Origin of the sequence: Corynebacterium sp. CCUG 51687, assembly GCF_024453995.1 — a bacterium.
Taxonomy (GTDB): domain Bacteria; phylum Actinomycetota; class Actinomycetes; order Mycobacteriales; family Mycobacteriaceae; genus Corynebacterium; species Corynebacterium pseudogenitalium.
Window position 1 is genome coordinate 109,686 of the sequence record NZ_JAGPYT010000004.1, and the last position, 25,490, is coordinate 135,175.

25 protein-coding genes and 1 riboswitch are annotated in these 25,490 nt (G+C 59.4%); of the genes, 7 read left to right on the plus strand and 18 right to left on the minus strand.

What is annotated here, in order from left to right; all coding sequences use genetic code 11:
* Window positions 1-9: 9 nt before the first annotated feature.
* The 3 genes from KBX13_RS05520 to KBX13_RS05530 are packed head-to-tail and all read right to left on the minus strand — an operon-like array spanning window position 10 to window position 2,426.
* Window positions 10-783, minus strand: coding sequence for a glucosyl-3-phosphoglycerate synthase (locus tag KBX13_RS05520; protein ID WP_256021173.1), 774 nt, complete (start codon window positions 781-783; stop codon window positions 10-12).
* Window positions 783-1,619 (minus strand): dihydropteroate synthase, encoded by an 837-nt coding sequence (folP, locus tag KBX13_RS05525; RefSeq protein ID WP_256007819.1) that lies wholly within the window; start codon window positions 1,617-1,619, stop codon window positions 783-785. The genes KBX13_RS05520 and folP overlap by 1 nt, the downstream gene beginning before the upstream one ends.
* 3 nt (window positions 1,620-1,622) lie before the next feature.
* Window positions 1,623-2,426, minus strand: a complete 804-nt coding sequence (locus KBX13_RS05530; protein WP_070362685.1) for a TIGR00730 family Rossman fold protein — start codon at window positions 2,424-2,426, stop codon at window positions 1,623-1,625.
* A 115-nt stretch (window positions 2,427-2,541) separates the two neighbouring features.
* On the opposite strand from KBX13_RS05530, the gene KBX13_RS05535 reads away from it, so the two are divergent.
* From KBX13_RS05535 to KBX13_RS05545, 3 genes are all read left to right on the plus strand, one after another.
* Window positions 2,542-3,480: a succinyltransferase gene (locus tag KBX13_RS05535; protein WP_070362686.1), complete on the plus strand. Its 939-nt coding sequence runs from the start codon at window positions 2,542-2,544 to the stop codon at window positions 3,478-3,480.
* 93 nt (window positions 3,481-3,573) lie between these two features.
* On the plus strand, window positions 3,574-5,004 hold the full coding sequence (locus KBX13_RS05540) for an amino acid permease (RefSeq protein WP_256021175.1): 1,431 nt from the start codon (window positions 3,574-3,576) through the stop codon (window positions 5,002-5,004).
* Window positions 5,001-6,371: an amino acid permease gene (locus tag KBX13_RS05545; protein ID WP_070362688.1), complete on the plus strand. Its 1,371-nt coding sequence runs from the start codon at window positions 5,001-5,003 to the stop codon at window positions 6,369-6,371. Before KBX13_RS05540 ends, KBX13_RS05545 begins: the two co-directional genes overlap by 4 nt.
* 13 nt (window positions 6,372-6,384) lie before the next feature.
* On the opposite strand, the gene KBX13_RS05550 is transcribed toward KBX13_RS05545, so the two are convergent.
* Genes KBX13_RS05550 through typA form a run of 7 tightly spaced genes read right to left on the minus strand, consistent with a single transcriptional unit; the run spans window position 6,385 to window position 13,264 of the window.
* A complete protein-coding gene (locus KBX13_RS05550) occupies window positions 6,385-6,921 on the minus strand; it encodes a GtrA family protein (protein WP_070362689.1) in 537 nt (178 codons plus the stop codon).
* A gap of 30 nt (window positions 6,922-6,951) precedes the next feature.
* The gene (gene dapC, locus KBX13_RS05555) at window positions 6,952-8,058 is read right to left on the minus strand and encodes a succinyldiaminopimelate transaminase (protein WP_070479440.1); all 1,107 of its coding nucleotides are present in this window, start codon (window positions 8,056-8,058) and stop codon (window positions 6,952-6,954) included.
* A gap of 6 nt (window positions 8,059-8,064) precedes the next feature.
* Window positions 8,065-8,391, minus strand: coding sequence for a ferredoxin (fdxA, locus tag KBX13_RS05560; RefSeq protein ID WP_070362691.1), 327 nt, complete (start codon window positions 8,389-8,391; stop codon window positions 8,065-8,067).
* A gap of 13 nt (window positions 8,392-8,404) precedes the next feature.
* The gene (locus KBX13_RS05565; RefSeq protein WP_256021177.1) at window positions 8,405-8,782 is read right to left on the minus strand and encodes a hypothetical protein; all 378 of its coding nucleotides are present in this window, start codon (window positions 8,780-8,782) and stop codon (window positions 8,405-8,407) included.
* Window positions 8,779-9,654 (minus strand): N-acetyl-1-D-myo-inositol-2-amino-2-deoxy-alpha-D-glucopyranoside deacetylase, encoded by an 876-nt coding sequence (gene mshB, locus KBX13_RS05570; RefSeq protein ID WP_070362693.1) that lies wholly within the window; start codon window positions 9,652-9,654, stop codon window positions 8,779-8,781. Before mshB ends, KBX13_RS05565 begins: the two co-directional genes overlap by 4 nt.
* On the minus strand, window positions 9,638-11,317 hold the full coding sequence (locus KBX13_RS05575) for an ABC transporter family substrate-binding protein (RefSeq protein WP_256021180.1): 1,680 nt from the start codon (window positions 11,315-11,317) through the stop codon (window positions 9,638-9,640). The genes mshB and KBX13_RS05575 overlap by 17 nt, the downstream gene beginning before the upstream one ends.
* 30 nt (window positions 11,318-11,347) lie before the next feature.
* Window positions 11,348-13,264, minus strand: coding sequence for a translational GTPase TypA (gene typA / locus KBX13_RS05580; protein WP_070362695.1), 1,917 nt, complete (start codon window positions 13,262-13,264; stop codon window positions 11,348-11,350).
* A gap of 181 nt (window positions 13,265-13,445) precedes the next feature.
* On the opposite strand from typA, the gene KBX13_RS05585 reads away from it, so the two are divergent.
* The gene (locus KBX13_RS05585) at window positions 13,446-14,135 is read left to right on the plus strand and encodes a hypothetical protein (protein ID WP_070362696.1); all 690 of its coding nucleotides are present in this window, start codon (window positions 13,446-13,448) and stop codon (window positions 14,133-14,135) included.
* A 7-nt stretch (window positions 14,136-14,142) separates the two neighbouring features.
* The gene (locus KBX13_RS05590; protein ID WP_070362697.1) at window positions 14,143-14,679 is read left to right on the plus strand and encodes a DUF402 domain-containing protein; all 537 of its coding nucleotides are present in this window, start codon (window positions 14,143-14,145) and stop codon (window positions 14,677-14,679) included.
* Here the strand turns inward: KBX13_RS05590 and KBX13_RS05595 are convergent.
* The 8 genes from KBX13_RS05595 to KBX13_RS05630 all read right to left on the minus strand — a co-directional run bounded on the left by KBX13_RS05595 (window position 14,676) and on the right by KBX13_RS05630 (window position 23,375).
* On the minus strand, window positions 14,676-15,155 hold the full coding sequence (locus KBX13_RS05595; protein ID WP_256021182.1) for a (d)CMP kinase: 480 nt from the start codon (window positions 15,153-15,155) through the stop codon (window positions 14,676-14,678). The genes KBX13_RS05590 and KBX13_RS05595 overlap by 4 nt on opposite strands.
* 3 nt (window positions 15,156-15,158) lie before the next feature.
* Window positions 15,159-15,920: an energy-coupling factor transporter transmembrane protein EcfT gene (locus KBX13_RS05600; protein ID WP_256021183.1), complete on the minus strand. Its 762-nt coding sequence runs from the start codon at window positions 15,918-15,920 to the stop codon at window positions 15,159-15,161.
* Window positions 15,917-17,275 (minus strand): ABC transporter ATP-binding protein, encoded by a 1,359-nt coding sequence (locus KBX13_RS05605; protein WP_256021185.1) that lies wholly within the window; start codon window positions 17,273-17,275, stop codon window positions 15,917-15,919. Before KBX13_RS05605 ends, KBX13_RS05600 begins: the two co-directional genes overlap by 4 nt.
* Window positions 17,276-17,280: 5 nt before the next feature.
* Window positions 17,281-17,880: an ECF transporter S component gene (locus KBX13_RS05610; RefSeq protein WP_070362701.1), complete on the minus strand. Its 600-nt coding sequence runs from the start codon at window positions 17,878-17,880 to the stop codon at window positions 17,281-17,283.
* A riboswitch (TPP riboswitch) is annotated at window positions 17,876-17,991 on the minus strand. It overlaps the preceding gene by 5 nt.
* 97 nt (window positions 17,992-18,088) lie before the next feature.
* The gene (locus KBX13_RS05615; protein ID WP_070479428.1) at window positions 18,089-19,768 is read right to left on the minus strand and encodes an ABC transporter ATP-binding protein; all 1,680 of its coding nucleotides are present in this window, start codon (window positions 19,766-19,768) and stop codon (window positions 18,089-18,091) included.
* Complete coding sequence (locus KBX13_RS05620; RefSeq protein WP_083290976.1) at window positions 19,765-20,730, minus strand: ABC transporter permease; 966 nt, start codon at window positions 20,728-20,730, stop codon at window positions 19,765-19,767. The genes KBX13_RS05615 and KBX13_RS05620 overlap by 4 nt, the downstream gene beginning before the upstream one ends.
* Entirely contained in the window at window positions 20,723-21,649 is a 927-nt protein-coding gene (locus tag KBX13_RS05625; RefSeq protein ID WP_256021186.1) for an ABC transporter permease, read from the minus strand. The genes KBX13_RS05620 and KBX13_RS05625 overlap by 8 nt, the downstream gene beginning before the upstream one ends.
* A gap of 118 nt (window positions 21,650-21,767) precedes the next feature.
* Window positions 21,768-23,375, minus strand: coding sequence for an ABC transporter substrate-binding protein (locus KBX13_RS05630; RefSeq protein ID WP_070362705.1), 1,608 nt, complete (start codon window positions 23,373-23,375; stop codon window positions 21,768-21,770).
* 268 nt (window positions 23,376-23,643) lie between these two features.
* On the opposite strand from KBX13_RS05630, the gene KBX13_RS05635 reads away from it, so the two are divergent.
* Both KBX13_RS05635 and KBX13_RS05640 read left to right on the plus strand, forming a co-directional pair.
* On the plus strand, window positions 23,644-24,552 hold the full coding sequence (locus KBX13_RS05635) for a DUF808 domain-containing protein (RefSeq protein ID WP_070362706.1): 909 nt from the start codon (window positions 23,644-23,646) through the stop codon (window positions 24,550-24,552).
* Between the two features lie 12 nt (window positions 24,553-24,564).
* Window positions 24,565-25,452, plus strand: coding sequence for a DMT family transporter (locus tag KBX13_RS05640; protein WP_256021189.1), 888 nt, complete (start codon window positions 24,565-24,567; stop codon window positions 25,450-25,452).
* Window positions 25,453-25,490 lie beyond the last annotated feature (38 nt).

A 25,490-nucleotide genomic window follows, 5' to 3' on the forward strand; every position in this document is an offset into this window, starting at 1 on the left:
GTCATCATACTAGCGTTCAGTGCTCAGAATTTCGCACCAGGGCAGCCGTTGCCTCGTCTTCTGCTCGGAACCAAGCTGTCCGGATACCAACGCCCTGTCGAGAATTGTCGACGCCACCACGTCCGCCATCGGCCCCAGCTCCTCAAGCGGGCGGTTGCGGTGTACGCGAGTTCCAAGATCCGCTTCCGCAATAGCATTGCGCCCATACCTGGCGAAGGTGTCGATGAGCAGCCCCGACTCAACGCCGTATCCCGCCACGAACGGCAGCCGCAGCGCTGTATCTCGACGTATTGCATATTCGCCGGCCAGTGGCTGACCAATATCGCCCAATGCTGGGAAAAACCGTCGTAGCAACGGCTTTGCAGTCAGTTCCGTGACACGCCCGCCGCCAGAAGGCCGCCCGTCCAGGGATCTTTTGTAACGAGCTTTCACAAGGTGGATCTCCGGGGTCTTGAAGGGCTCGATGAGTGCATCAATCCACCACGGCTCGAGGGAGGTGACGTCGGCGTCGATAAACACGACGAACTCTCCGCGCGCGGCCTTCACACCGCGCCACAGTGCTTCACCCTTGCCTTCCTGCGGTTCAATCGCGCTGACCTCGCGCCAGTTCACCACACGGGCCCCCGCCCTGGCGGCAAGCGTCGCGGTGTCGTCGTGTGAATCCGAGTCGATGACCAGTACTTCCCCATCGCGCCGAACTGCATCTGCAACGCAGCAGCGTCGCACAACGTGTCCGACGGTTGCGGCCTCGTTCAGCGCCGGGATGACCACACTGACGCGCACTACGCAAGCCCCCGCACGGTATTGATCGGTGGCATATGTCCCTGGATGGCGGCGGTCATTCGGATCACGTCGAGGGTTTCGGCGACTTCGTGGACGCGAAAGGCTGCGACGCCGCGTGCGGCGGACCACGCTGTCGCTGCGAGCGTCCCTGCGACTCGCTCGCCAACTGCACGGTCGAGCGTCTCGCCGACGAAGTCTTTGTTGCTCAGCGCCATGAGGACTGGCCACCCTGTCGCGACGAGCTCGTCGACTCGGCGCAGCAACTCCAGTCCGTGGAAGGTGTTCTTGCCGAAGTCGTGCGTTGGGTCGATCATCACGAGCTCTTCGGGCACGCCGCAAGCAACGGCGCGCTCGGCGAGCGCTGTGGTTTCCCGGATGACGTCGGCGACGACATCGTCGTAGTGGACGCGGTGTGGGCGTGTGCGAGGTACCGCACCGCCGGTGTGGGAGCAGACGTACCCAACGCGATGCGCTCCGGCGACCTCGACGAGCTCGGGATCGTAGCCAGCCCAGGTGTCGTTGATTAGGTCGGCACCCGCCTCGATTGCAGTCTGTGCAACGTCGGCGCGCCAGGTGTCCACGCTGATGCGTATTGACGGGTGCCGGAGGCGGATGCCCCGGATGACAGGGACGACGCGTTCGATCTCCTCTGCGGGGTCGACTTCGTCGCCGGGACCTGCTTTTACCCCGCCGACGTCGACAATCGACGCTCCCTGCGCGATCACCGTATCGGCTCGATCCAGCGCTTGCTCTATCGCGAACGTTGCTCCTTTGTCGTAAAACGAATCTGGCGTCCGGTTGATGATCGCCATAACCTCTGCGATGCGGCCAGGCATCTCTTAGACGTCCTCGTTGTGAGCATCTCGCAGGCGCGCGTCTGTCATCACCTTATGTGCGTGCACGATGTGCGCGATCGCGTCGTCGACGGAGTCGGTGACGTAGAACAGGGATTCATCGCCCGGCGAGATGAGGCCGCGGCCAAGCAGCTGCTCCTCAATCCACGCAACCAGGCCGGACCAGAACTCGGTACCCATGAGCACTATCGGGAAGTTGGTAACCTTTTGGGTTTGCACCATCACGAGCGTTTCGAACAGCTCGTCCATGGTCCCGTACCCGCCCGGCAGCGCGATGAACGCCTGCGAGTACTTCAAGAACATTGTCTTGCGCGCGAAGAAGTAGCGGAAGTTCAGGCCGAGGTCGACCCAATCGTTAAGCGTTTGCTCGAACGGCAACTCAATGCCGAGCCCCACCGAGATGCCGTCGGCATCGTGGGCACCGCGGTTCGGCCCCTCCATCAAGCCTGGACCGCCACCAGTGATGACCGCGTATCCCGCCTCGACGAGCGCCTTGCCTACCTCGCATGACAGCGCATACTCTTCCGTGCCTTCGTTGAGGCGTGCGGAGCCAAACACAGTGACCGCCTTCGGCAAGTCGCTCAGTGCGTCGAAGCCTGCGACAAACTCAGACTGGATTCGCATCACACGCCACGGGTCCGCGTGCTTCCAGTCGTGATCGCTGTAGCCCAAGGACTCCAGGAGGCGACGGTCGTGCGTCGTCGGCTGTTCGGTGTCCTCGCTTCGCAACATGATTGGGCCGCGCAGTTTTCGCTCCTTGTCCGGTCGCGGTGACTTGTGAGGTGCCATGGGTCCTTCCTTCCTCAAAACACGTTGAGTTCGACTCTGCCAAAAACTTATATGCTAGGCCAACCCCTCCCCCGCTTGTCGTCCGAGTCCGGCCCTTTGTGACTGTGCGTTTAAGATGACAAGCATGTTACAAGGAGCGCAGGCCACAGGTATTGCCAATATTTCGCTGGACGGTACGGTACTCGACACCTGGTACCCTTCCCCTTCACTTATCGACGACCCCTCCGGCCTCACTTCCGGATCCCGCAGAGTCAGCGCGCACGAACTTGGGGACGCATTCCTCAGCCTGGTGGGCATGGACTCGGACCGGCTCGTCGAGCACGTGCCGGTGCGCACCACAATCGCGGACCTGTCCCAACCCCCTGTGGATGCCCACGACGTATACCTTCGGCTCCACCTGCTCTCCCACCGCCTGGTGCGCCCCTTCGAAGTCAACATGGAAGACTGCCTCGAACACCTCGAGCCGGTGGTATGGACGAATAAGGGTCCATGCTTGGCGGATAACTTCGAATTCGTGCGAACTCGCCTGCGTAGCAGGGGCAACATCCATGTCTACGGTATCGAACGGCTTCCCCGCATGGTCGACTACGTGGTGCCGACTGGGGTCTCAATCTCTGAGGCGGAGCGCGTCCGCCTCGGGGCCTACTTGGCTCCAGGAACGTCCGTGATCCGTGAGGGCTACGTCTCGCACAACTCCGGCGCTCTTGGACCGGCAAAGATTGAGGGGCGGCTCTCCTCCGCTGTCACGGTTGGTGAAGGTACCGAGGTTGCGTTGTCGGCGGTGCTGATGGCTGCGCGCGGCAGCGGACATAACCGGATCCCGCTACGAGTCGGACGCAATTGCACGCTTCACCCCGCATCGGGTGTAATCGGGGTGGATCTCGGGGACAACTGCGAGATCGGTGTCAATGTGATGCTGGAGCCGTCGACAATTATCTACGACACAAGAAATGAGACACATATTCCAGCAAGTGAGATTGCTGGTCAGAGTGATATCAGCATCCACCAAGAGCCGGCAAGCACCACGCCCGTACTGCGCGCGCGAAGCAGCTAACGCTCTAGTTTTACGGGCCGAATTCGCAGTGCACGGAGCGACACATCGGGGAATGATAGGCATGAATGTACATGAGTGTTTAAGGTAATTGCCATGTCTTTGAAAGCTTCACCGGTTGTTGCCCCAACTCAGGCGTCGACATCGTTACAGCGCGGACTGAAGACCCGGCACCTGACCATGATGGGCCTCGGCTCAGCAATTGGCGCCGGGCTCTTCCTTGGCACTGGTGTGGGTATCGCCGCAGCAGGCCCCGCTGTCATCATTGCGTACATGATCGCTGGCGCAATCACCGTGTGCATCATGCAGATGCTCGCGGAGATGGTTGCCGCGCGCCCTTCTTCGGGCACGTTTTCTACCTACGCGGAGCAGGCCTTCGGTCCGTGGGCAGGCTTTGCCATCGGCTGGCTCTACTGGTTCATGATGATCATGATCATGGCCGTCGAGATCACCGGCGCTTCCGCCATCATCGCATCATGGCTCGCGGTGTCTCCGTGGATCCCGGCGCTGACAGCGATTGTTATCTTCACGGCGATTAACTTCGCCGCAGTGCGAAACCTCGGCGAATTCGAGTTCTGGTTTGCCCTGATTAAGGTCACCGTGATTTGTCTCTTCCTCGCCCTCGGCGTGGCGCTGTGGCTGGGGCTCCTGCCGGGAACGTCGTTCGTCGGCACGACGAACATTGCCGAGTTCGGGTTCATGCCGAACGGCTGGGGTGGCGTCGCCACGGCACTGCTTGCAGTTGCGTTCGCATTCGGCGGTATTGAGCTGGTCACCATCGCGGCGGCCGAATCCGAAGACCCCGAGGTTGCCGTGCACTCTGCGATCCGCTCCATCATCTGGAGAATCGGCGTCTTCTACATTGGATCAGTGTTGCTTATCGTCTTGCTGCTGCCATACGAAGACATCGGTGGGGCGAACGACGCTTCCGAGTCCCCGTTTACCGCCGTGCTGCACTTGGCAAACATTCCGGGCGCGGTAGGCATTATGGAAGCAGTCATCGTCATCGCGCTGCTTTCCGCGTGCAACACACAGATCTACGGTTCTTCCAGGTTCCTCCACAACCTGGCCCTGCGCGGCGACGCCCCCGAGGCTTTCGCACGCACCGACCACCGCGGCGTACCGATGCGCGCCGTCGTGCTCTCCGTGTTCTTCGGCTTCGTAGCTGTCGCACTACAGTACTGGAATCCCCCTGGACTGCTCGCATTCCTGCTCAACGCGGTAGGCGGCTGCCTGATCGTGTTGTGGTTCGCCATCACATTCTCGTTCCTGCGCATTCACCCGCAGCTAGTGAAGCGCAACGAGATCACGCACGTTCGCATGTGGGCTCCAGGAGTCTTGCCGTGGGCAACGGTTGTACTGGCTGGAGCCATCGTGGTGCTCATGCTGACCAACCCTGACGGCCGCTTCCAAATGTTCGCGGTAGCAGTCGTCGTGGGCATCATTTCAATCGCTGGCGTCCTCTGGACCCGCACCGACACTTTCCAACAACGCGCTAAGGACGCCGCCGAGAGGAACATCCGATGACAACTCAACGCAACACTGAATCCGACGACGCCACGCTGGGCACCGGCCTCAAATCGCGTCACCTGACCCTGATGGGTCTGGGCATGGCGGTAGGCGCCGGTCTCTTTCTCGGAGTGGGCGTCGGCATCCGGGCCGCAGGCCCCGCCATCTTGGTCGCATACGCGATCGCAGGCCTGATTGTTATCTCGGTTATGCGCATGCTCGGCGAGATGGCTGCAGCCCGCCCGTCTTCCGGCTCGTTCGCGACGTACGGGCGCCAGGCGTTCGGCCACTGGGCCGGCTTCCTGTTGGGCTGGCTCTACTGGTTCCTCCTCATCATGGTTGGTGGCGCCGAGATCACCGGCGCAGCCGCAATTATGTCTGGCTGGTTTGGCGTCCCCCAATGGGTTCCAGCGCTGGTCACAGTGGTATTCTTCGCTGTCATCAACCTCGCGCAGGTGAAAGGCTTTGGCGAGTTTGAGTACTGGTTCGCCATGATTAAGGTCGCCGTCATTATCCTCTTCTTGGCCATCGGCGCCGCGCTCTTCCTCGGCATCCTCCCCGGCCACGACTTCGTCGGCCTGGACAACGTCCGGGAGTCGGGCTTCATGCCGAACGGCTTCGCCGGCGTCGCCGCTGGGCTGCTCGCCGTGGCGTTCGCCTTCGGCGGTATCGAGGTTGTCACCATCGCGGCGGCAGAGTCGGAGAACCCCGCGCAGGCCGTCAAGCGCGCGGTCAACTCCATTATCTGGCGCATCGCGCTCTTCTACATCGGAAGCATCATCGTCATCATCTTGCTGATCCCATATGCTCAAATCGACGGTGCCGACTCCGCAGCAGATTCACCATTTACCCAGGTGCTCAGCATGGCAAACATCCCAGGCGTGGTCGGGTTCATGGAGGCCGTCATCGTGCTGGCGTTGCTCTCCGCGTTCAATGCCCAGATTTACGGCACGTCTCGCCTCGCCTACCAGCAGGCACTCGAAGGCGACGCGCCGCGCTGGCTTCGCGCCACGAACAAGAACGCCGTCCCAATGAACTCCGTATTGGTGTCGATGTTCTTCGCCTTCGCCGCAGTCGGCCTGCAGTGGTGGAACCCACCAGGGCTGCTCGACTTCCTCATGAACGCCGTCGGCGGCTGCCTCATGGTCACGTGGGTAATGATCACGCTGAGCTACATCCGACTGCACCCGCAGATCAAGAACTCCGCAGTGCAGGTACGCGGAGCGACCTGGGTTCCGTGGGCAACGCTGATTGCCCTCGTGGGACTCACCATCCTCATGCTTTTCGACGCCTCCACCAGAGGCCAAATTATCGCGGTCCTCATCGTCTCCGCGGTATTGATCGGCGCATCTTTCCTGGTGCGCCCATCCAAGGAAAGCGTCTAACGGGCAAGCACAACTAGGAAGACGCGGACGTTTTCGGAGCTGTTTTCGGCTTCGAAAACGTCCAAATTTTATTAATGATGTAGTTCACCGGTGTCGCGATCAGCGTCGCCAGGCCCTGCGACCAGTAGGACTTCGTGCGAAGACCGGTGGAGTCGTCGAAAATGCTGTCCGGCAAACCAATTGGGGAGTTCGGGTTCATAAACAACGTCAAGAACACCAGCGAAACAACGAATGCCATCACGCCGGTGGTGAGGAACGGGAAAAACCCGCGGATCCACGAACGCCGCTGCGGGCCCCGGAAGGTCCACGACCTGTTGAGCTGGTAGTTCCATGTGTTCGCCACGAGAAACGCCACGGTAGCAAGCACGTGATACCAGCGGACGTTAAAGCGGGTGCCGAAAAGGTTGAAGAAGATGTCGCCCTCATGCAGATTGAAGCCGACTTCGATCGCTTTCTTGGTGAGGTAGAACACCAAAAGATTGACCAGGACGCCGGAGCCTCCCACAATGCCGAAGCGCAAAAACTCGCGCAGGCTTCGAAGCGCACGCATCCCACGATGCTCTGTTGGAGTGGTCACGTGTTACTCCGAGAGTCGCTGTGCGGCCTCAGCGATGGCCTCGTCGGAAGCCGTGAGGCCAACTCGAACATGCTGCGAGCCGCCAGGGCCGTAAAAGTCCCCTGGCGCAACGAGGATTCCACGCTGCGCGAACCAGTCGAGCGTCTGGCGGGCATCAGCGCCTTCCCTGCGTGTCCACAGGTACAGCCCGGCCTCGGAATGCTCAACGCTGCACCCTGCCGCGAGCAGCGCGCGCAAGAGTGTCACCCGACGGTTGGCGTAGCGAAGCCGCTGGAGTGTTTCGTGCTGATCGTCGCGGAGTGCAGCCAGCGTTGCTGCTTGGATTGGTCCTGGCACCATCATTCCGGTGTGCTTGCGCAACAGCAGAAGTTCTTGCACCAGCTTCTCGTCACCAGCGATGAAACCGACTCTGTAGGAGGCCATATTCGATGTCTTTGACAGCGAATGCAAGACCAAGAGGTTGGTGTTGTCACCACCGCTGACCGCCGGGTCAAGCAAAGATACTGGCGCACGCTCTTCGTCCCACGCCAGACCCATATAGCACTCATCTGAAACGATGATCGCGCCGGTGTCCCGCGCGTAGTCAACCCATACGCGCATCTCCTCTGCGGAGAGGACGCGACCGGTTGGGTTGCTCGGGGTGTTTAAGAATACTAGGGACGCACCATCGACTGGAACGTCAGATCGCACGACCTTGCATCCCGCTATGATCGCGGCCACCTCGTAGGTTGGGTACGCGATCTCCGGGATCACCACTATGCCACCGCGCAGGTTGAGCAGGGTTGGAAGCCACGCGACAGCCTCCTTTGTGCCGATGACGGGAAGCACAGCGTCTGTGTGCAGGTCCTGAATGTTGTATCGGCGCTCCAGCGAGTCGGCAATCGCTTGGCGTAGTTCCGCCGACCCCTGCGTCGGCGGGTAGCCAGGCGCAGCGGCATGCTCAGCCAGGGCAAGCTGGATGGAAGGGTCGACTGAATCTACCGGTGTCCCGACCGAGAGGTCAATGAGTCCGCCGGGATGGCTGGCTGCCTTCTGCTTGACATCGAGGATGGTATCCCAAGGGAACTCCGGTAGCTGCTCCTCTAAGCCGGCGCGATGGTGCGTGCTCATGCAGGTTTAACCGTCCTGGTTCTGCGGTGGTAGCGCCTCCACGAATGGGTGGTCGAAATCCTGTGGCCCAAGCTTTGTCGCCCCGCCTGGCGATCCGAGCTCGTCGAAAAAGCCGACGTTTGCGTCGTAGTACTCGGCCCATTCCTCCGGGGTGTCATCCTCGTAAAAGATGGCCTCTACCGGGCAAGCTGGCTCACATGCACCGCAGTCGACGCACTCGTCTGGGTGAATGTAGAGCATGCGCTTGCCCTCATAGATGCAGTCGACTGGGCATTCTTCGACGCAGCTGCGGTCCATTACGTCCACGCATGGTTGAGCAATCACATAAGTCATGCGTTCCAGTATGTCACTTTCGACCGAAAAGGGGCCAAACGCCCCCACCCAAACCCGCAAAAAGGAGCAGCAGCGTCAGCGGGCTCGCGGGGAGCACGACCGCTCCCCGCGCCGGGAGAGCGATAAGCAGAACAAAGAAACCTACCACCCAAACAATGAGTGGAACGAGCTTGACCAGCAGATGATCTGACCACAGCGCCGCAGTCTTCGTGAGCACCGCATTAAAGAGCGCAGCGATGACTACCGTAAACGGCACCGCGATTCCAACAATACGTGTGTCCAAGTTGACAGCTTCTAACAAAAGTGAAATGAGCGCGCCGACAGAAAGCCAGATGAGACCTGCTGCTTTCTCGCCGCGGGCAATGTCCGCCTTGCAACGGGTTTCAGTCATCGCTCAAGTCCGCTGAGCACATCCGACGTATCGACGACCGCTTCGCCACCGCCCAGTTGGAAATGCTCCCACGGCTGAATCGGCTGCACAATCAAGTTGGACAGCGCGTAGTACATCACTGGCCCCTTGCCCAGCACCGCGTGCGGGTTCGTCGCGCTGGTCCGCCCGTCCGCAACCCAGATTTGTGTCGCATGCGCCGCCATCGCAGCGATCTTGGCGCTGTACGCCTCACCGTCCAGGCGCACCGAAACATCGACGCTGTCCACGCCGTCGAGCTCGCCAGGCTTTGGCAAGCGCCAGCCTTCAGGCGCGACCTCAGGCAAAAGTGCGTCGGTTTCCTCCCTCTTGCGCACTGCCCACAGGATGCGCGGGATATCAAACTCCTCAGCGGCCTCGTGCACGATCTCGTGCGCACGAATATGATCCGGGTGCCCGTACCCACCGTCGGGGCCGTAGGTCAAAACGAGGTGTGGACGCTCCCGGCGCAGTACTTCCAGCAACGCGTCGACTGCGCGACGCCCGCTATTGACAAATGCACGTGGGTTCTTGCTGGCCTCCGACCCCGCCATCCCACTGTCACGGAAACATCCTGCTCCGCCGAGAAACTCGCCACGAACACCTATTGCCTGGAGCGCGCCGTGCAGCTCCGCAATGCGGAACCCGCCTAGCTGATCACCATGGTCATTCGTCAACAGCTGGTAAGGCTCTCCAATGACCTCGCCTTCCTCCCCTAACGTGCAGGTCACCACTAGTACGTCCGCGCCGCGTCGCGCGAGGTCAAACAGCGTTCCCGCCATGGTGATGGACTCGTCGTCGGGGTGCGCGTGCACGGCGAGCACCCGGTAGCCCTGTAGGTCACGGGAGTTGTGCATGATTAATCCGATCTCCTTCGTTTCGTTTCGGTTGCAGGCGCCACGAAGCGGCCGTCGATAAGCCTGCTTTCCAGTTATTCAAATCTGCATCCGCCCCGATGATGCCCTCCCCGAGGGCGATAATACGACGCTCGCGCGCAATCGGCATCCATAGTGCCTCTTGCTCGAGCACCTCATTGACCGCCTCGGTGGCCTGCTTAAGCCCGTACGAACCGGCCAAGATTTCTTTCGCAAGCCCCACCGACTGAGGTTCACAAAAACCGGCGAGGTTGCCTGCACGAGGGGCGCCAGCGACGCAGTCCAAGCGACTCGCAGCATCCGGCAAATTTTCCGGATCGTGTTGCCACGCCACCAAAACATCAACGGTATTTTCCTCGAGACCTGAGCGAATCAGCGAACCGAAATCCGTCGCGACAACTCGTGCCGACACTCCACGATCGTGCAGCATGTCCGCCATCGATCGAGCCGCTGCTACCGCTGCGGGATCTGCAAGATCGGCACCAATGCGAATCGCACCGTGAGCCGCAACGTGTTGATACACCGCGTGCGGCTCATGCGTACTCACTTGACCGTGCTTTTCAACCGAAACATCAGCCGTGCGGTCCAACGCAATGCTTGCAAGCAACGGAACGTCGATCAGCGAACGAAGCTCCGAACGAACCTCAGGCGACATCCCAGACGTCGCAGAAAGCACAGCGCCTAGCACCCGTGGCGTATCGAGCATCCGCGTCTGCACACCCGGTACCAGGCTGAGCACGCGCCCGGTCGTCTCGCTAGGAACCCGATCCACAAACACCAGCTGGCCGGTGCGCAGCTGATCTGCAATCTGGGTGGTCCCGCGTACCGCGTGCAGCGTCAAAATATCGATCTTGGCAGGATTGGCCGCCCAAAACCTATCATTGCGGTTCAGCGTAATCGTTCCACGACCGCGGTCTACCCCGCGCACCATGTACCGGCCAGCAGAAACCGGAATCGTGTCGCGCAGCGCCACCCCGAAATCAGAGCCGTCGGCTGCAAACACATGCGCCGGCAGCAAGTGGTCGAAAAGGCCACGCCAATCCGCAACCGGCACAGCGAAGTCAACGTCGACGACCTTGCCCGTCGCGCCACTGACACGCACGGCATCGATCGCGCGATACCCGGCCGGGTTTCGTACTCCTGGCGTGTCCCGCATCCCCCGCCACAGGTACACAAAGTCCGCACCGGTCACCGGCGTGCCATCAGACCATTGCGCGGTCTCGCGAATGATGTAGCGCACCGTCATTGCACGGGGCGATTCTGAGAGCACCGTCGCCCCATTGAGCAGTGCGGAATTTCTCACCCCATCATGAAATGCGCTGGGAAGCACCAGATTCGCCACACTCTTCACAACCGCAGATTCATCAGCGATAAGGTGCGGGTTCAGCCCGTTTCGGAGCGAATCCACACCAACCTCCACCTGGGAGCGCACGCGAGTCTTGCCCTCCGGTCGAGCGGAAGTAGTCGTGGAATCCTCTTGCTCATACATCTCACGAGCAGCAACATCGTTCGGATCAACGAGAGGCGGCGGGCCAGGCGACGCGGCGCATGCAGAAAGCGCAACCACGCCAGAGCACGCAAACAGCGCCACGCCGACTCGCAGTGATCGCGAGCGACGTGGCGCTGAAAAGATGTGCGGATTCATCGCAGTAGATACTACCGCACCAGTGCGTAACTACTTATTGCGCTGCTTTGCACGTGAACGGGCACGGCCACGCTCCGTGGAGTCGAGGATGATCTTGCGCACTCGCATCGCCTCCGGAGCGACCTCAACGCACTCATCCTCGTCGCAGAACTCAATTGCCTCATCCAAGGACAGCGTACGGGCCTTCGCCAACGTGACGGTCGCGTCGGCAGTTGCGGAGCGCATGTTCGTCAGCTTCTTTTCCTTCGTGATGTTGATGTCCATATCCTCATCACGGTTGTTCGCACCAACGACCATGCCCTCGTAGGTCTCTGCACCAGGCTCCACGAAGAAATCGCCACGGTCCGCGAGTTGCGTCAGCGCGTACGCGGTGACCTGGCCAGAGCGGTCAGCGACCAGCGAACCGGTCGGACGGCCCTTGATCTCGCCCGCCCATGGGCGGTGCTCAATCGAGTAGGAGTTCGCAATGCCAGCGCCACGGGTCTCGGTCAGAAACGTCGTACGGAAGCCAATCAGGCCACGAGCCGGAACGTCGAACTCCATGCGAACCCAATCGCCGGAGCCCGTGTTGCCCATTGCCGTCATCTGGCCCTTGCGGGCCGCCATCAGCTGGGTAACAGCACCCTGGTGTTCGGAGGGGACGTCGATAACCATGTGATCGTACGGCTCGTACACCTTGCCGTCGATCTCCTTGGTCACGACCTGTGGCTTACCAACGGTCAGCTCAAAGCCTTCACGACGCATCGTCTCAATCAACACGGTCAGGGCCATCTCACCGCGTCCTTGCACCTCCCAGGTATCCGGACGCTCGGTCGGCAACACCTTGATGGAGACGTTACCGATGAGCTCCTGGTCCAGGCGCGCCTTGACCATGCGGGCGGTCAGCTTATCGCCACCGTTGCGCCCAGCCATCGGCGAGGTGTTCACACCGATCGTCATAGAAATTGCGGGATCGTCAATCTTGATGCGTTCGAGCGGCTCAATGTGGTCGACGTCGCACAGCGTGTCACCAATCATGATTTCGTCGATGCCCGACACTGCAGCGATGTCACCCGCGACGACGCCGTCCTTCGCCGGAACTCGGTCGAGCCCCTCGGTGACCAGCAGCTCGGCAATCTTCACGTTCTTCACGTGCTGCTCACCCTCGGCGTCATAGTGCACCCAAGCAACAGTGTCGCCCTTCTTGACGGTGCCCTTGTACACGCGAATCAGCGCGATACGGCCCAGGAACGAAGAGGAGTCAAGGTTCGTGACCTGCGCCTGCAGCGGTGCATCGATCTCAGCGGAAGGCTCCGGCAGCACGTCGTAGATGACGTTGAACAACGGGAGCAGATCATCATTGTCAGGCAGATTACCGTTGCCTGGGTTCTCGAGCGAAGCCCGGCCAGCGCGACCCGACGTGTACAGCACAGGGAGCTCGAGCAGGTTCTCCGCGGCCTCTGCTGCCTCCGGATCCTCCAGCCCCGCACCAAGCTCGAGCAGCAGGTCCTGGGCCTCTTCAACAACTTCGTCAATGCGGGCATCCGGGCGGTCGGTCTTGTTTACACAGATGATGACCGGCTTCTTCGCCTCCAGTGCCTTGCCCAGCACGAAACGAGTCTGCGGCAGTGGGCCTTCGGAGGCGTCGATAAGCAAGACAACGCCGTCAACCATGGACAGGCCACGCTCGACCTCACCACCGAAGTCGGCGTGACCCGGCGTATCGATCACATTAATAACAAGGTCTGTACCGTTCTTGCCCTTCCCCTTGCGGCGGATAGCGGTATTCTTCGCCAAAATGGTGATGCCACGCTCGGACTCGAGCTCGCCGGAATCCATCACGCGGTCACCGTGTTCGCCGTGGTCAGAGAATACGCCGGACTGCTCCAGCATTGCGTTGACCAATGTAGTCTTGCCGTGGTCAACGTGAGCGACAATCGCTACGTTTCGAAATTCAGGATGCGACACTGAAACCGGTGCTCCTTCGCATAGGTGGAAATAACGGTTAAATGCTACTCGCAAAGCACAAAACATGCACCTTGTAGCCCGCTCCCCACTTGACCCTGTTACAAAAGTGACTATTGTGACTAGGGTTATGGCTTTTCGACGGCCACCCTACCTGTCATGCGAAGGAAAGTTAGGTCACCACGTGCGCCCCTCCCACTTCACGCGTCGCGCCGCGATCCGCCTTACTACGCTCTGCGCTGCGTGCGCCCTCGTTACTGCACCACTCGCGAGCGCTCAACAGCCCAGCATCCCGTCATCTCTCTCATCCGCGGTTGATGGACTCGGACGCCCCACGAACAACACCGTTGCTCGCGTCAACCAATTCGCAGATCAACCCTTCGTACCGCCACAGGTAGCTAACGCACTGCGCACCGCCGTAAACTTCTTCGCCGGTACAGGCGAACTTGGCGGCCCGCCACTGCCAAAAGACGCACCGGCGTTTACGCAGTTCTACTGGCCGACGGTCTCTAGTAACTGTATCGGTCCAGGCCTGCACTCCACGGCCTCCGCACTCGTTGTACCTGGACCCGCACCCGCACCAGCCCCAGGCGCCAAAGCTGGGGAAGCCACATTCGTGTTTACCGCCCTCGGTACTCCACCAGCGGCAGAGCGTCAAGGCCTCATGAACGCGTACTGGATCAACCTCAACTCGGGCAAGACCGGTGTAACGCCGCTTGCGAATAATCAGATAAACCCAACAGGACCAACCACCCTGTCCGCAACCGCAAAAACAGGGCCCGGCAAAGTCCTCGCAGTGATCAATGGTGCCGCGCGCACCGAAAACAATGTCTGTCACTTCGCCCCAACAGCAGCACAGTTCAACGTAAGGTAGCCAGCCTATGACCGTCGATCTTCATCCAGTGAAGCAGGAAACCTTCGACATCTCCGCGAAGGTCAACACCGATCCGAAGGGGTTCCTGCGCCAGGTGGATGTCTTCACGACGACCAACTTCGGCCTCTACATGGCCCGAGGCGCAAACCACCCACGGTTTGGATACTTGGAAAGCTGGCTGCTTCCATCGCTTGGTCTCCGCGCAAACATCTTCCACTTCCGCCAAGGCATCGATGTACAACAAGATTTCTACTTCGACGTCGCAGATATCACCGAAACAGATGGCGTCTGGCAGACGCGCGACCTCTACGTCGACCTAGTGTCCCTGACCGGACGTCCGATCGAAGTCCTTGACATCGACGAGCTTGCCGCGGCGACGTCCGCAGGGCTTATCACTGCAGAAGAAGCTGAACGCGCCATGGAAGTGACCCTCAACGCCGTCGAGGGAATTACCCGCCACGGCGACGACGCGATGCGGTGGCTCTCCAGCCTCGGCATCGACCTCACTTGGGCAGAGCGCGTCACGCTCACCCCGGCTGACTAACGCCGCTCAATAGTCACGTCGAAGTAAACGGCACCTCGCCTAGCTCTGTGCTCCTGCTCCTGGGCCGCCCACATATCCCAAAACGGCGCATACCCTGGGTCACGCTGCAACGCCCGCGAACGACGCAGCGACTCTGCCGCCTCTACCCACAGCGTGTTCACACAGCCACGCGCCCGCGCCGCCGCGATCGACGCCTCGGTCACTGCACCAACGCCCTCAATAATAAGGTCGCCTTCTGGGTCAAGGCTGACCCACTCCCCGCGGCGTTGACGCTCCCAGTCCCAACGCCAGTATCCCGGCTCATTGAGCGAAAGTACATCCCGCTCCACAATTCTGGATCCTTCTTCAAGCCCGCTCCAGCCAGGATAAAACTCATCGCAATGCACCACCGGTATCCCCAGAGCTGCACCGATCTGCTCCGCCAGTGTGGTTTTGCCGGCGCCGGAGGGGCCGTCGATAAGCAGTGTGTAAGCCATGAGCTACGAGACGCTCCACACTGGCCGGAAGTACCCCGTGACAACCGAAAGCCCCAGCGCGACGCAGGCGACAGCGATGCATACAACCATGACAACCCAATCGCGCCTGGTAAGCCGCGACTCTCGAGCCCACGTACGCTTTTGCGGGCCACCGAATGCGCGAGCCTCCATCGCGGTGGCAAGCTTGCCTGCCCTGCGCAGAGACATCACCAGCAAGCCGAAAGCCAACGAAAACCAATACTTCACGCGTCCCGTATCAGCAATGCCACGGGCACGGCGCGCCATTCGCATCGCCTCAACATCCTCACGAAGCAGCGTCAACATACGAAACGCAGCGACTGATCCCAGAACGAAGCGCTCTGGCAGCTTCAACACCTGGGACAGCCCATCGCCAAGATCCGTTGGATCCACGTGCGCAGACAACACAATGACGGGCAGCGCAATGGCAAACACGCGAAGCACCATTGATAATGCGAGCGAAATGGACAGCTCCGTCACATGGATGAGACCCCACTCAAGGTAGGTTTCCCCACCTGACTGGCCGTATAGCGCCATCGGGATACCCGCGAGCGGGGCAACAACAAGAATTGGTAACGCGCGTTTGAAAAACGTCCTAAATGACAGCCCGCACAGCGGCACGACTGCCAGCGTAAACGCAATGGCGACAACTGCAGAAACCCAATCGATCGTCACCATAAGCGGTGTAGTCAGCAACGCCAATCCCAGAATCCGTGTTACCGGATTCACCCCATTGAGCACGTTCATTCCCGCACCCCGCCTTCCGCATTCGTCTCGTTGCGCAGCTCCTCCATATGGTCGCCCAACGAACTGACGAAGGCCTCATCGTGAGTAATTGAGATGATGGTTTTCCCCTCGTCGGCCAACTCGCGGATCAATGAAACTACCTCTACAAAGGTTTTGTCATCCTGCCCAAAGGTCGGCTCATCAAGAATGAGGAGCTCAGGGGCATTCACTAGCGCAGTCGCTACCGAAAGCCTGCGCTTCTCTCCTCCTGAAAGTGTAAAGGGATTTGCTGCTACTACGTGTTCAAGCTTCAGTCGTTGCAACAGCTCATCGACGCGGTGTGCCGACGCACCCGACAACGCAACTTCATCGCGCACATTCGCGGTCACGAACTGATGCTCCGGTTCCTGGAACACATAACCAATCCGTTGGGCCAAGTCCTTCGACTTCCAGCGGTGCGACGGTGTAGTCAGCCCGCTTCGAATCCGCGGCGAGTACTCCAAAGTGCCACTGAGTGGCGCGACGAGCCCAGCGAGCGCTTGCACTAGCGTCGTCTTTCCAACACCGTTCTTGCCTGTAATCACGGTAGAAAAGCCCTCTGGTACCGCGATGTTGCGGGGTGAACCGAATGCAACCCGGAGATTCTCAGTACGCAGCGCGCTTACCGCGCTGGCAGGGACCTTCACCGCTGGCGGCAACTGCGGTGGCATTGGGAGCTGATCCGGGCCGCTGGGCTGTAGCCCATCCGCGGTGAGGTGGTAGAACGTGTCCACGAAACCTACCCAGTGCGCAGGTCGGTGCTCCACCACAATCAAGGTCGCCCCTGTGCGGCGACACACGGCATCGACTGCCCGCACAACATCGTCGCGCCCTTCCGGGTCAAGGTTTGCAGTCGGCTCATCCAGCAGAATGATGTCAGCACCCATGGCCAATACTCCCGCTAATGTGAGTCGCTGCTTCTGCCCACCAGAAAGATGCGCGGTGTTGTGGTCCAACGGCACATCCAGGCCCACTGCATCCAGCGCAGCCCGCACACGGGGCCAGATTTCCTCTGGCGGAATCCCCATATTCTCGGCACCAAACGCAACGTCGTCGCCAACGCGAGTCAAAATCGTTTGCGCCTCTGGGTCCTGCATCACCATGCCAACCGTGCCGTTGACACTCACGGTGCCAAGAACTTGGCCTTCCTCACCATCTGCCGCCAACCCAGCTAGTACGGCAAGCAGCGTTGATTTGCCAGCGCCAGAATCTCCCGTGAGCAGCACGCGCTCCCCACGAGAGACGGTCAAGTCCACCCCGGTAAACGCAGGCTTCGGGCGAGTCGCGTGTTTATAGCCCAGGCCTTGTGCCTGGATGACCTGGTCCCCCGTAGCCACCGAGGCTACACCTCCTGTTGGAACCGCTCGCGTCCTGCACCGAAGCGGTCAAGCGCACCAGTCTTGGCTAGAGCATCAACCAAGAGTTTTGCGACAATACCAGCAAGCAACGCGCCCGATACCAGCATGCAGCTGAGGTAAATCACGTTGAACGCCAGGCCCATCGCGAAGTTGGCAGACAGGAACAGCTCAAGCACGAACGCGCCCACTGCGCTGCCCATACCGGCAAGCACCGCCACAGTCGTCGAAAACTTCTTGTAGGCGAAGATCAGGAACACGATCTCTGCACCGAGACCCTGTGCCAATCCTGAATACAGCGTCTCGATCCCCCACTGGCTTCCGATGACCGCGGACACAGACGCCGCCAGCACTTCCACGAACACCGCAGCGCCAGGCTTGCGAATTACCAACCCACCAAGCGTGCCACCGAGGAACCAGATACCGGTGAACAGGCCACCAAGCCCCGGGGTGAGCGCATCAAAGGCCTTAAATCCTGCGTACCCGACGCTGTTCCACATCCAAAAAATGAGCCCGCATGCCACCCCCAAAACGGCTGCAGTAACAATATCAATGACACGCCACGAATGGCTTCCACGCGTATTCATACGCTTACATTCCTTCCTAAACGCCGGCATTACCCGGATCAGGTTCAACGGTTCGCTTGTGCATCTCAGCCTTCGCTTTTCTCTCCAACGAAGACACCCGTGTATGAAGTTGTGACAATACTGTACATTCCCTAAACGCTACGCCACAATCGCAGTATTCATCGCTGCGATTGTGGCGTAACGCACGTAACAAATCAGCAGGTGGGACCTACTCTCCTACTCCCAATTCAATGTTGAGACCAGGCACCGAATTAATCAGGTTCTGTGTATACGGATCCTGAGGGTTATCGAAGATGTCATCGGCCCGGCCCTGCTCCACTGCCTTACCCTGCCGCATCACCACGATGTCATCAGCAGTCTGGCGAACCACCGCTAGGTCGTGAGTGATGAACAGATATGAAAGGCGCATCTCCTCCTGCAGCTGAGTCAGCAACTGGAGAATCTGGTTTTGAACGAGCACGTCCAACGCCGAAACAGCCTCGTCGAGGACAATCACTTCCGGACCCAATGCCATCGCGCGTGCAATTGCGATGCGCTGGCGCTGGCCACCGGATAGCTCATTCGGGTATCGGCGCATCGCCGATCGCGGCATCTGCACCAAATCAAGCAACTCGGCGACTCGCGCCTCGCGCTCCTTTCGGTTACCGACCTTGTGCAGCGTCAACGGTTCCTCAATGCAGCGGTAAATGGAATACATCGGGTCCAGCGAACCATATGGATTCTGGAACACCACCTGCATTTTGCGGCGCATTTCAAACAACTCGCGCCCTTTAAGCTTCGCGATATCTTGTCCTTCAAACAAGACACGGCCACTCGTTGGCTCCAAGAGGCGAAGCGCCATGTTCGCCACCGTGGACTTACCGGAGCCGGACTCACCGACGAGCGCAAGCGTTGTGCCACGGCGAACATCGAACGTGACGTCGTCTACAGCACGAAGCACCTTCTGCTTGCCCTTCTGCCCGCGGACGTCGAACTCTTTCACCAAGTTCTGCACGCTCAGCACCACTTCTTCGGAGTCGTGGTGTCCCGAGGCGAGCTCCTCGCTGGACTCAATGCCCTGAGCTTTCGCGCTCTGGATACGAGCGGATGCCAAGGAAGGTGCGGCAGTAACGAGGCGCTTCGTGTACGGGTGCTGCGGGTTGCGCAGAATCTGCAGGCTCGGGCCTTTTTCAACGATGCGTCCGCGGTGCATGACTAGCAGGTGATCTGCGCGCTCGGCGGCCAGTCCCAAGTCGTGCGTGATGAACAGCAGCGCTGTGCCGAGTTCCTCCGTCAGCGTCTCCAGGTGGTCGAGAATCTTCTTCTGCACCGTCACATCCAACGCGGATGTTGGCTCGTCGGCAATCAACAACTCTGGGCGTGCCGCGAGACCGATAGCGATGAGCGCACGCTGTCGCATACCACCCGAAAACTCGTGCGGGTACTGTTTGGCGCGGCGTTCGGCCTCTGGAAGTCCCGCTTCCTCGAGCAGTTGGACGACGCGTGCGTGACGTTCAGAGCCCTCCACAACATGGTTTGCGCGGAGGGACTCCTCTACCTGTGTGCCAATCCTCCACACTGGATTGAGGTTGCTCATCGGGTCCTGTGGCACCAGACCAATCTTGTTACCCCGAACCTTCTGCCACCCCTTCTCATCAAGCTCGGTGAGCTCTTCACCGTTGAGCTTGATGGAACCATTGGTGACCTTGCCTGTTCCGGGCAACAATCCCAGGATGGACATCGCTGCAGTGGACTTTCCCGACCCGGACTCGCCCACGATAGCGATCGACTGGCCTGGATACACCGTCAGGTCGAAGTCACGCACCGCTTCGACAACACCGGTAGTTGACTCGAATGTAACTTTCAGGTCCGCTATCTCGAGTAGCGGTTGATCTTGTAACTCGCTCATCGTTTCCTCGATTTAGGGTCAAGGGCGTCGCGTACGGCGTCACCCATCATGATGAAGCTCAGCACTGTCAGTGCCAAAGCAATTGCAGGGTAGAACAGCACCATGGGCTGGGTCCTCAGGGATGCCTGTGCGGCAGAAATATCGCCGCCCCACGACACGACTGTCGTCGGCAAACCGATGCCGAGGAACGACAGCGTTGCCTCTGCGACGATGAACGTACCCAGCGCGACGGTAGCGTACACAATGATCGGTGCTGCCGCGTTGGGCAAGATATGCGAGAAGATAATCCGCACGTCACTCGCACCCAATGCGCGGGCGGCAGTCACAAACTCGTCGTTTTTCACACCCATCACCGCGCCGCGCGCGATTCTCGCGATCTGCGTCCAACCGAACATAGAGAGCGCGAACACCACCATCCAGATGGAGCGCTGGTTCTGGAACATGGACATCACCACGATCGCTGCCAGCACGAGTGGTACAGCGAAGAAGATATCCGTCAGGCGAGACAGCAAGGTGTCCCAGATACCGCCGTAGAAACCGGCGATCGCGCCGATCAGTGAACCTAGGACCGTCACGACGATCGTAGTAAGCACACCGACTGTGACCGATGCCCGCGCACCATAAATTGTGCGAGCGTAAATGTCACAGCCTTGACGGTCAAAGCCAAACGGGTGACCGGACTCCGGCGCGCCAAGTGAGCGCGACAACATGCACTCACGCGGGTCCACGCTAGTAAACAGGCCCGGCACCAAGGCAAGCAGAATGGCGAACAAAATCAGGAGTGCGGATACCCAAAACAGAGGACGGCGTCGCAACGCGCGCCAGGCCTCGCCCCACTGGCTTGTAGGAGCGGACTCGTCCTGGACTGCGTCAACAGCACCGAGTCCGGTTTCGTCCGTTTCCGCGATGAAATACTCCTGCCCAGCGCGGGCAGCTGCTGTGAGATCTTGAGAGTTATGCATAGCGGATCCTTGGGTCAAGTACTGCGTAGAGCAGGTCAACTATCAGGTTGGCAACGATGTAGATGATCACCAGCACGGTGGTAAAGGACACGACTGTCGCGGGCTCACCTTTAATGATGGCCTGGTAAATCGTGCCACCGACACCGTTGATGCCGAAGATGCCTTCTGTCACAATCGCACCGCCCATGAGCGCACCGAGGTCAGCACCCAAGAACGTCACCACTGGAATGAGGGAGTTTCGCAGCACGTGGCGGGACATCACTGTGCCCTTAGACAGACCCTTAGCACGTGCGGTGCGCACATAGTCCGCGCGGAGGTTATCGCTGATGGATTGTCTGGTCAACCGAATCACGTACGCGCACGATAAGGCGCCCAGCACGACGGCCGGCATCAACAAGGCAATGAAAGACTCATTCCTGCCCACTGTCACGGGGAGCAAGCCCCACCGCACGCCCACGAGGTACTGCAGCACGAAGCCGATGACAAAGGACGGCACTGCGATTACAAACAGGGACACAACCAGCACGGTCGAATCAAAAATTCCACCGCGGCGGCTTCCTGCGAAGAATCCGAAGAGAATGCCGAAGAACGCCTCAAACGCGAGCGCCATCAGGCCGAGCTTGATGGTCACCGGAAACGCATTTGCCATCACAGAGGCGACGGGCTGGCCAGAGAATGTCTTTCCGAAGTCGCCAACCATAATGCCCTTCAGATAGAGCAGGTACTGGACGATGAAAGGTTTATCGAGGTTGTATTCGGCTTCAATGCGCGCTCTCGCGGCCTCGGTCAAGCCACGATCGCCGCCGAGGGCCTGGACAGGATCACCGGGCATGAGGAACACCAGCGCATAGAGCAGCAGCGTGGCCCCAAAGAACACGGGAATCATCTGAAGGAGCCGTCGCCCGATATATCGCAACATGGTTGCAGGCTCTCCTTAATTCTTCGTTTTGAACATGAGCTTATGGACGCACCCAAACCCAACACCCCGCATGCTTGTACGCAGGCGGGGTGGGATGGGTCAGAGCGTAGGGGTTTTGTTACTTCTTGGTGATTTGCGTGTACACCGGAACGGACTTCCAGTTGAACGCGACGTTCTCAACGTTCTCCGAGGAGCCACCGTTGACGTTCGCGTACCACAGCGGAACTGCCGGCAAGTCCTTCAGGAGCTGCTCCTGCACCTTGTTGTAGATAGGTGTAGCGGCTTCGACGTCGCCCGCAGCAGCGGCTTCCTTCAGCAGGTTGTCCACCTCAGGGTTAGCGTAGTCACCGTCGTTGGAACCACCATTGGAGGCGTACAGCGGGCTCAGGAAGTTACCCAGCGATGGGTAGTCTGCCTGCCAGCCGGTACGGAATGCGCCCTTGATGGTCCTATTCGTGACGTCATCACGCAGGGACTTGAAGTCTGGGTATGCGTTGCCAACTGCATCGATGCCAAGGGTGTTGCGGATGGAGTTTGCAACTGCATCGACCCATGCCTGGTGGCCGCCATCAGCGTTGTAGGACAAGGAGAACTCGCCGGTGAATGGTTTGATCTTGTCTGCTTCAGCCCACAGGCGCTTTGCTTCCTCTGGGTTGTACTCGAGTACCTCTGCCCCGTTGAGCGAATCAGAGTGGCCAGGGATGACTGGCGAGGTGAAGTCGGTCGCCGGGGTGCGGGTGCCCTGGAAGATCGTCTTCGTGATTTCATCACGGTCGATCGCCATCGAGATAGCTTGACGACGCAGCTGTCCTTCCTCACCGTTGAAGTGCTCCAGGTTCTCCGGAATGGTGAAGGACTGGAAGATTGCCGAAGGCTGGTTTACTGCGCGGTCACCCAATTCCGTTTCGTAGCTTGCGAATGCGGAATCTGGAATAGCGTCGAGAACGTCCAGGTTGCCCGCGAGCAGGTCAGCATATGCAGCATCCTGCTGTGCGTAGAAGACGAAAGTCACGCCATCGTTCTGCGGCTTCTTGTCGCCAGCGTACTCCTCATTCGGAACGATGGTTGCGTCCTGGTTGTGGTTCCACTCCGCCAGCTTGTATGGGCCGTTGGAGATCGGGTTCTCACCGTAGGCGTCGATGTCTTCGAACGCCGAAGGGTGCATTGGGAAGAACGCGGAGTAGCCAAGGCGGGTTGGGAAATCCGCCTCAGGCTGGCTCAGCTCGATGGTAAAGGTCTTATCGTCGATGACGTTGAGGCCCTCAAGGGTTGGCACGCCTTCTGGGTCGTAGCCCTTGATGGATTCAAAGAAGCTCTCGCCGAGCAGCGAATTCGCAACGATGTAGTTCCATGCGTCAACAAAGTCGTTCGCCGTAACTGGAGTTCCGTCCTGCCACTTCACGCCGTCTTTCAGCGTGACTTTGTAGAGGGTGTCGCCCTCAAGGTCGATGGACTCTGCAAGGTCGTTGTGGATCTTGCCCTCGGTGTCGTAGTAGACGAGGCCCGAGAAGATCTCATCAATAATGCGTCCGCCACCAGTCTCGTTCGTGTTGCCCGGAATCAGTGGGTTCTGTGGCTCGGTGCCGTATGCCAGTACATAGTTGTCGCCGCCGGTCGACTCAGTCTGACCGCTCGCAGCCTCATCGTTGCCGGATCCACCACACGCAGCCAATCCGAGTGTGAGGGTTCCTACCGCCAAGATCGCTGCAGCTTTTACTGTCCGCACAGCGCCTCCTTCAGATTGTTGTTAGCTAGCTTCAATTACCTTCATTCAAGTGGACTACATCACACCCGATGAGATGCATTCTATTCCACCACATAAGATTGCGACAATGGTAAATAATTCAGGTTTCTGACATGGTTCTACACTTTTGGGGGTGCTTACTGACAGCCTTTTCACAGTTCCTTCGCCCTTGAGCGCACAAAGGTATCTAGAGAGCGCCGTGTAGACTTTCGGTCGCCCACCGCAACGATTCCTAGGAAGGGAAATACACATGGCCGGAGGTCTCCTCGCCCTCTTTGACGACGTCGCCCTCATCGCCAGAACCGCAGCTTCTTCTGCAGACGATGTGGCTTCCCTCACGGCGAAAACGTCTGCCAAAGCCGCAGGTGTCGTCATCGACGACGCCGCCGTCACGCCCCAATACGTTTCCGGCGTCACCCCGGCGCGCGAACTTCCAATGATCTGGAAGATCACGAAAGGTTCGCTACGGAACAAGTTGCTCATCATTTTGCCGATCGCGTTGGCGCTCAACGCGTTTGCGCCGTGGGCAATGGTGCCAATTTTGATGATTGGTGGCACATATTTATGTTTCGAGGGCGCCGAGAAGATCGTGCACAAATTGACCAGTGATGTTGAGGCTGACGAAGATGCGGCCGTACACCGTACTGCTCAGGACGAAGATGCACTCGTGAAAAGCGCAATTCGAACAGACCTCATCTTGAGCGCGGAGATCATGATCATCTCCCTTGACGAGGTGGCGGATCAATCCATTTGGATGGAAGCTGCCGTGCTCATTGCGGTGGGCATTTTCATCACCCTTGCGGTCTACGGCGCTGTGGCGCTGTTAGTCAAGATCGATGACATCGGCCGAGCGATGATCCAACGCGATCGCGCAGCGGGGCTGGGGCGCGCAATGGTGAAGTCAATGCCCGTTGTGCTTTCGGCGATCGGTGTGATCGGCACCGTTGCGATGCTGTGGGTTGGCGGGCACCTCATCCTTCGTGGCCTCGACGAGGTCTTTGGACTGCATGTGATTCATGAGGTGATCGAACGCGCTGTGAACACCGTGCATAACGGTGTCCTTGGTTGGTTCGTGGAGACTGGGATTTCTCTGACCGCGGGCCTGGTAGTTGGCCTGATCGTGGTCGGTGTGGTGTCCGCGATTCGGCGCGTCCGGTAAGGGGGAGGTTCCATGGCAGCGCGCTCGACCCGTACGTTGGTTCGCCCCATTGGCCTTATCTTCGTTGGGTCCCTGGGCAATCAGGTCTCCGCGTTGCTAGCTGCTTCCCTGTTCGTCGTCGCTAGTACCGTCAGCATTTCAACACTGCGCTTCTTGCTGGGCGCCGTTATTCTTCTCGTACTTTTTCGGCCGAACCCTGGTGAGATGTCGAAAGAGCAGTGGAAGCAGGCATTCATCTTCGGCGCGTCGATCGCGCTGATGAATCAGTTTTTGTACGCAGCTATCGCGCGTATCCCCCTGGGTGCTGCAATCACTATCGATTTCTTGAGCCCGTGCTGCGTGACATTTTTTGGTATTCGGCAATGGTGGATTCGGCTGTGGGCGCTGGTTGCCCTCGCCGGGGTTGCATTGATTGCTGGGCCTTCGTCGGGGCTCAATCCCCTGGGAGTGGTGTTCGCGTTGTGCGGCGCCGCGTTCTGTGCGCTCTACACAATCTTCGCGGAAAAGGTGGGCAAGTCCTCGGGTGGAATGGGAGAGCTTGCAATCGCAATCACGATCGCAGCTTTGCTCACGCTGCCTTTTTCAATTCATGATGCAGTCAAGCTCGATGCGCATAGCTGGATGCTCCTGACGTTGGCGGGCTTCGTTGGCGTCGTCATCCCCTATATGGCGGACACGCTGGCTGCGCGGTTTACATCGGCGCAGATTGTCGGCACGTTGTTCGCGATGGAGCCGGTGCTGGGCACGGTTCTCGGCGTGGTGTTTCGCGGTGACGTGCTCACTCCCCATCTGGTGTTAGGTATCTTGTGTGTCACGGTCGCGGGTGTTGTAATCGCATGGTTTGGCGCTGCTCCCCCGCCGCCTGTTGAACAGGCCCCGCGGCGCTGGCCGCAGCAATGAGGTTGTGACTTTTTGGATGCAGATAGGAGTATGACGCT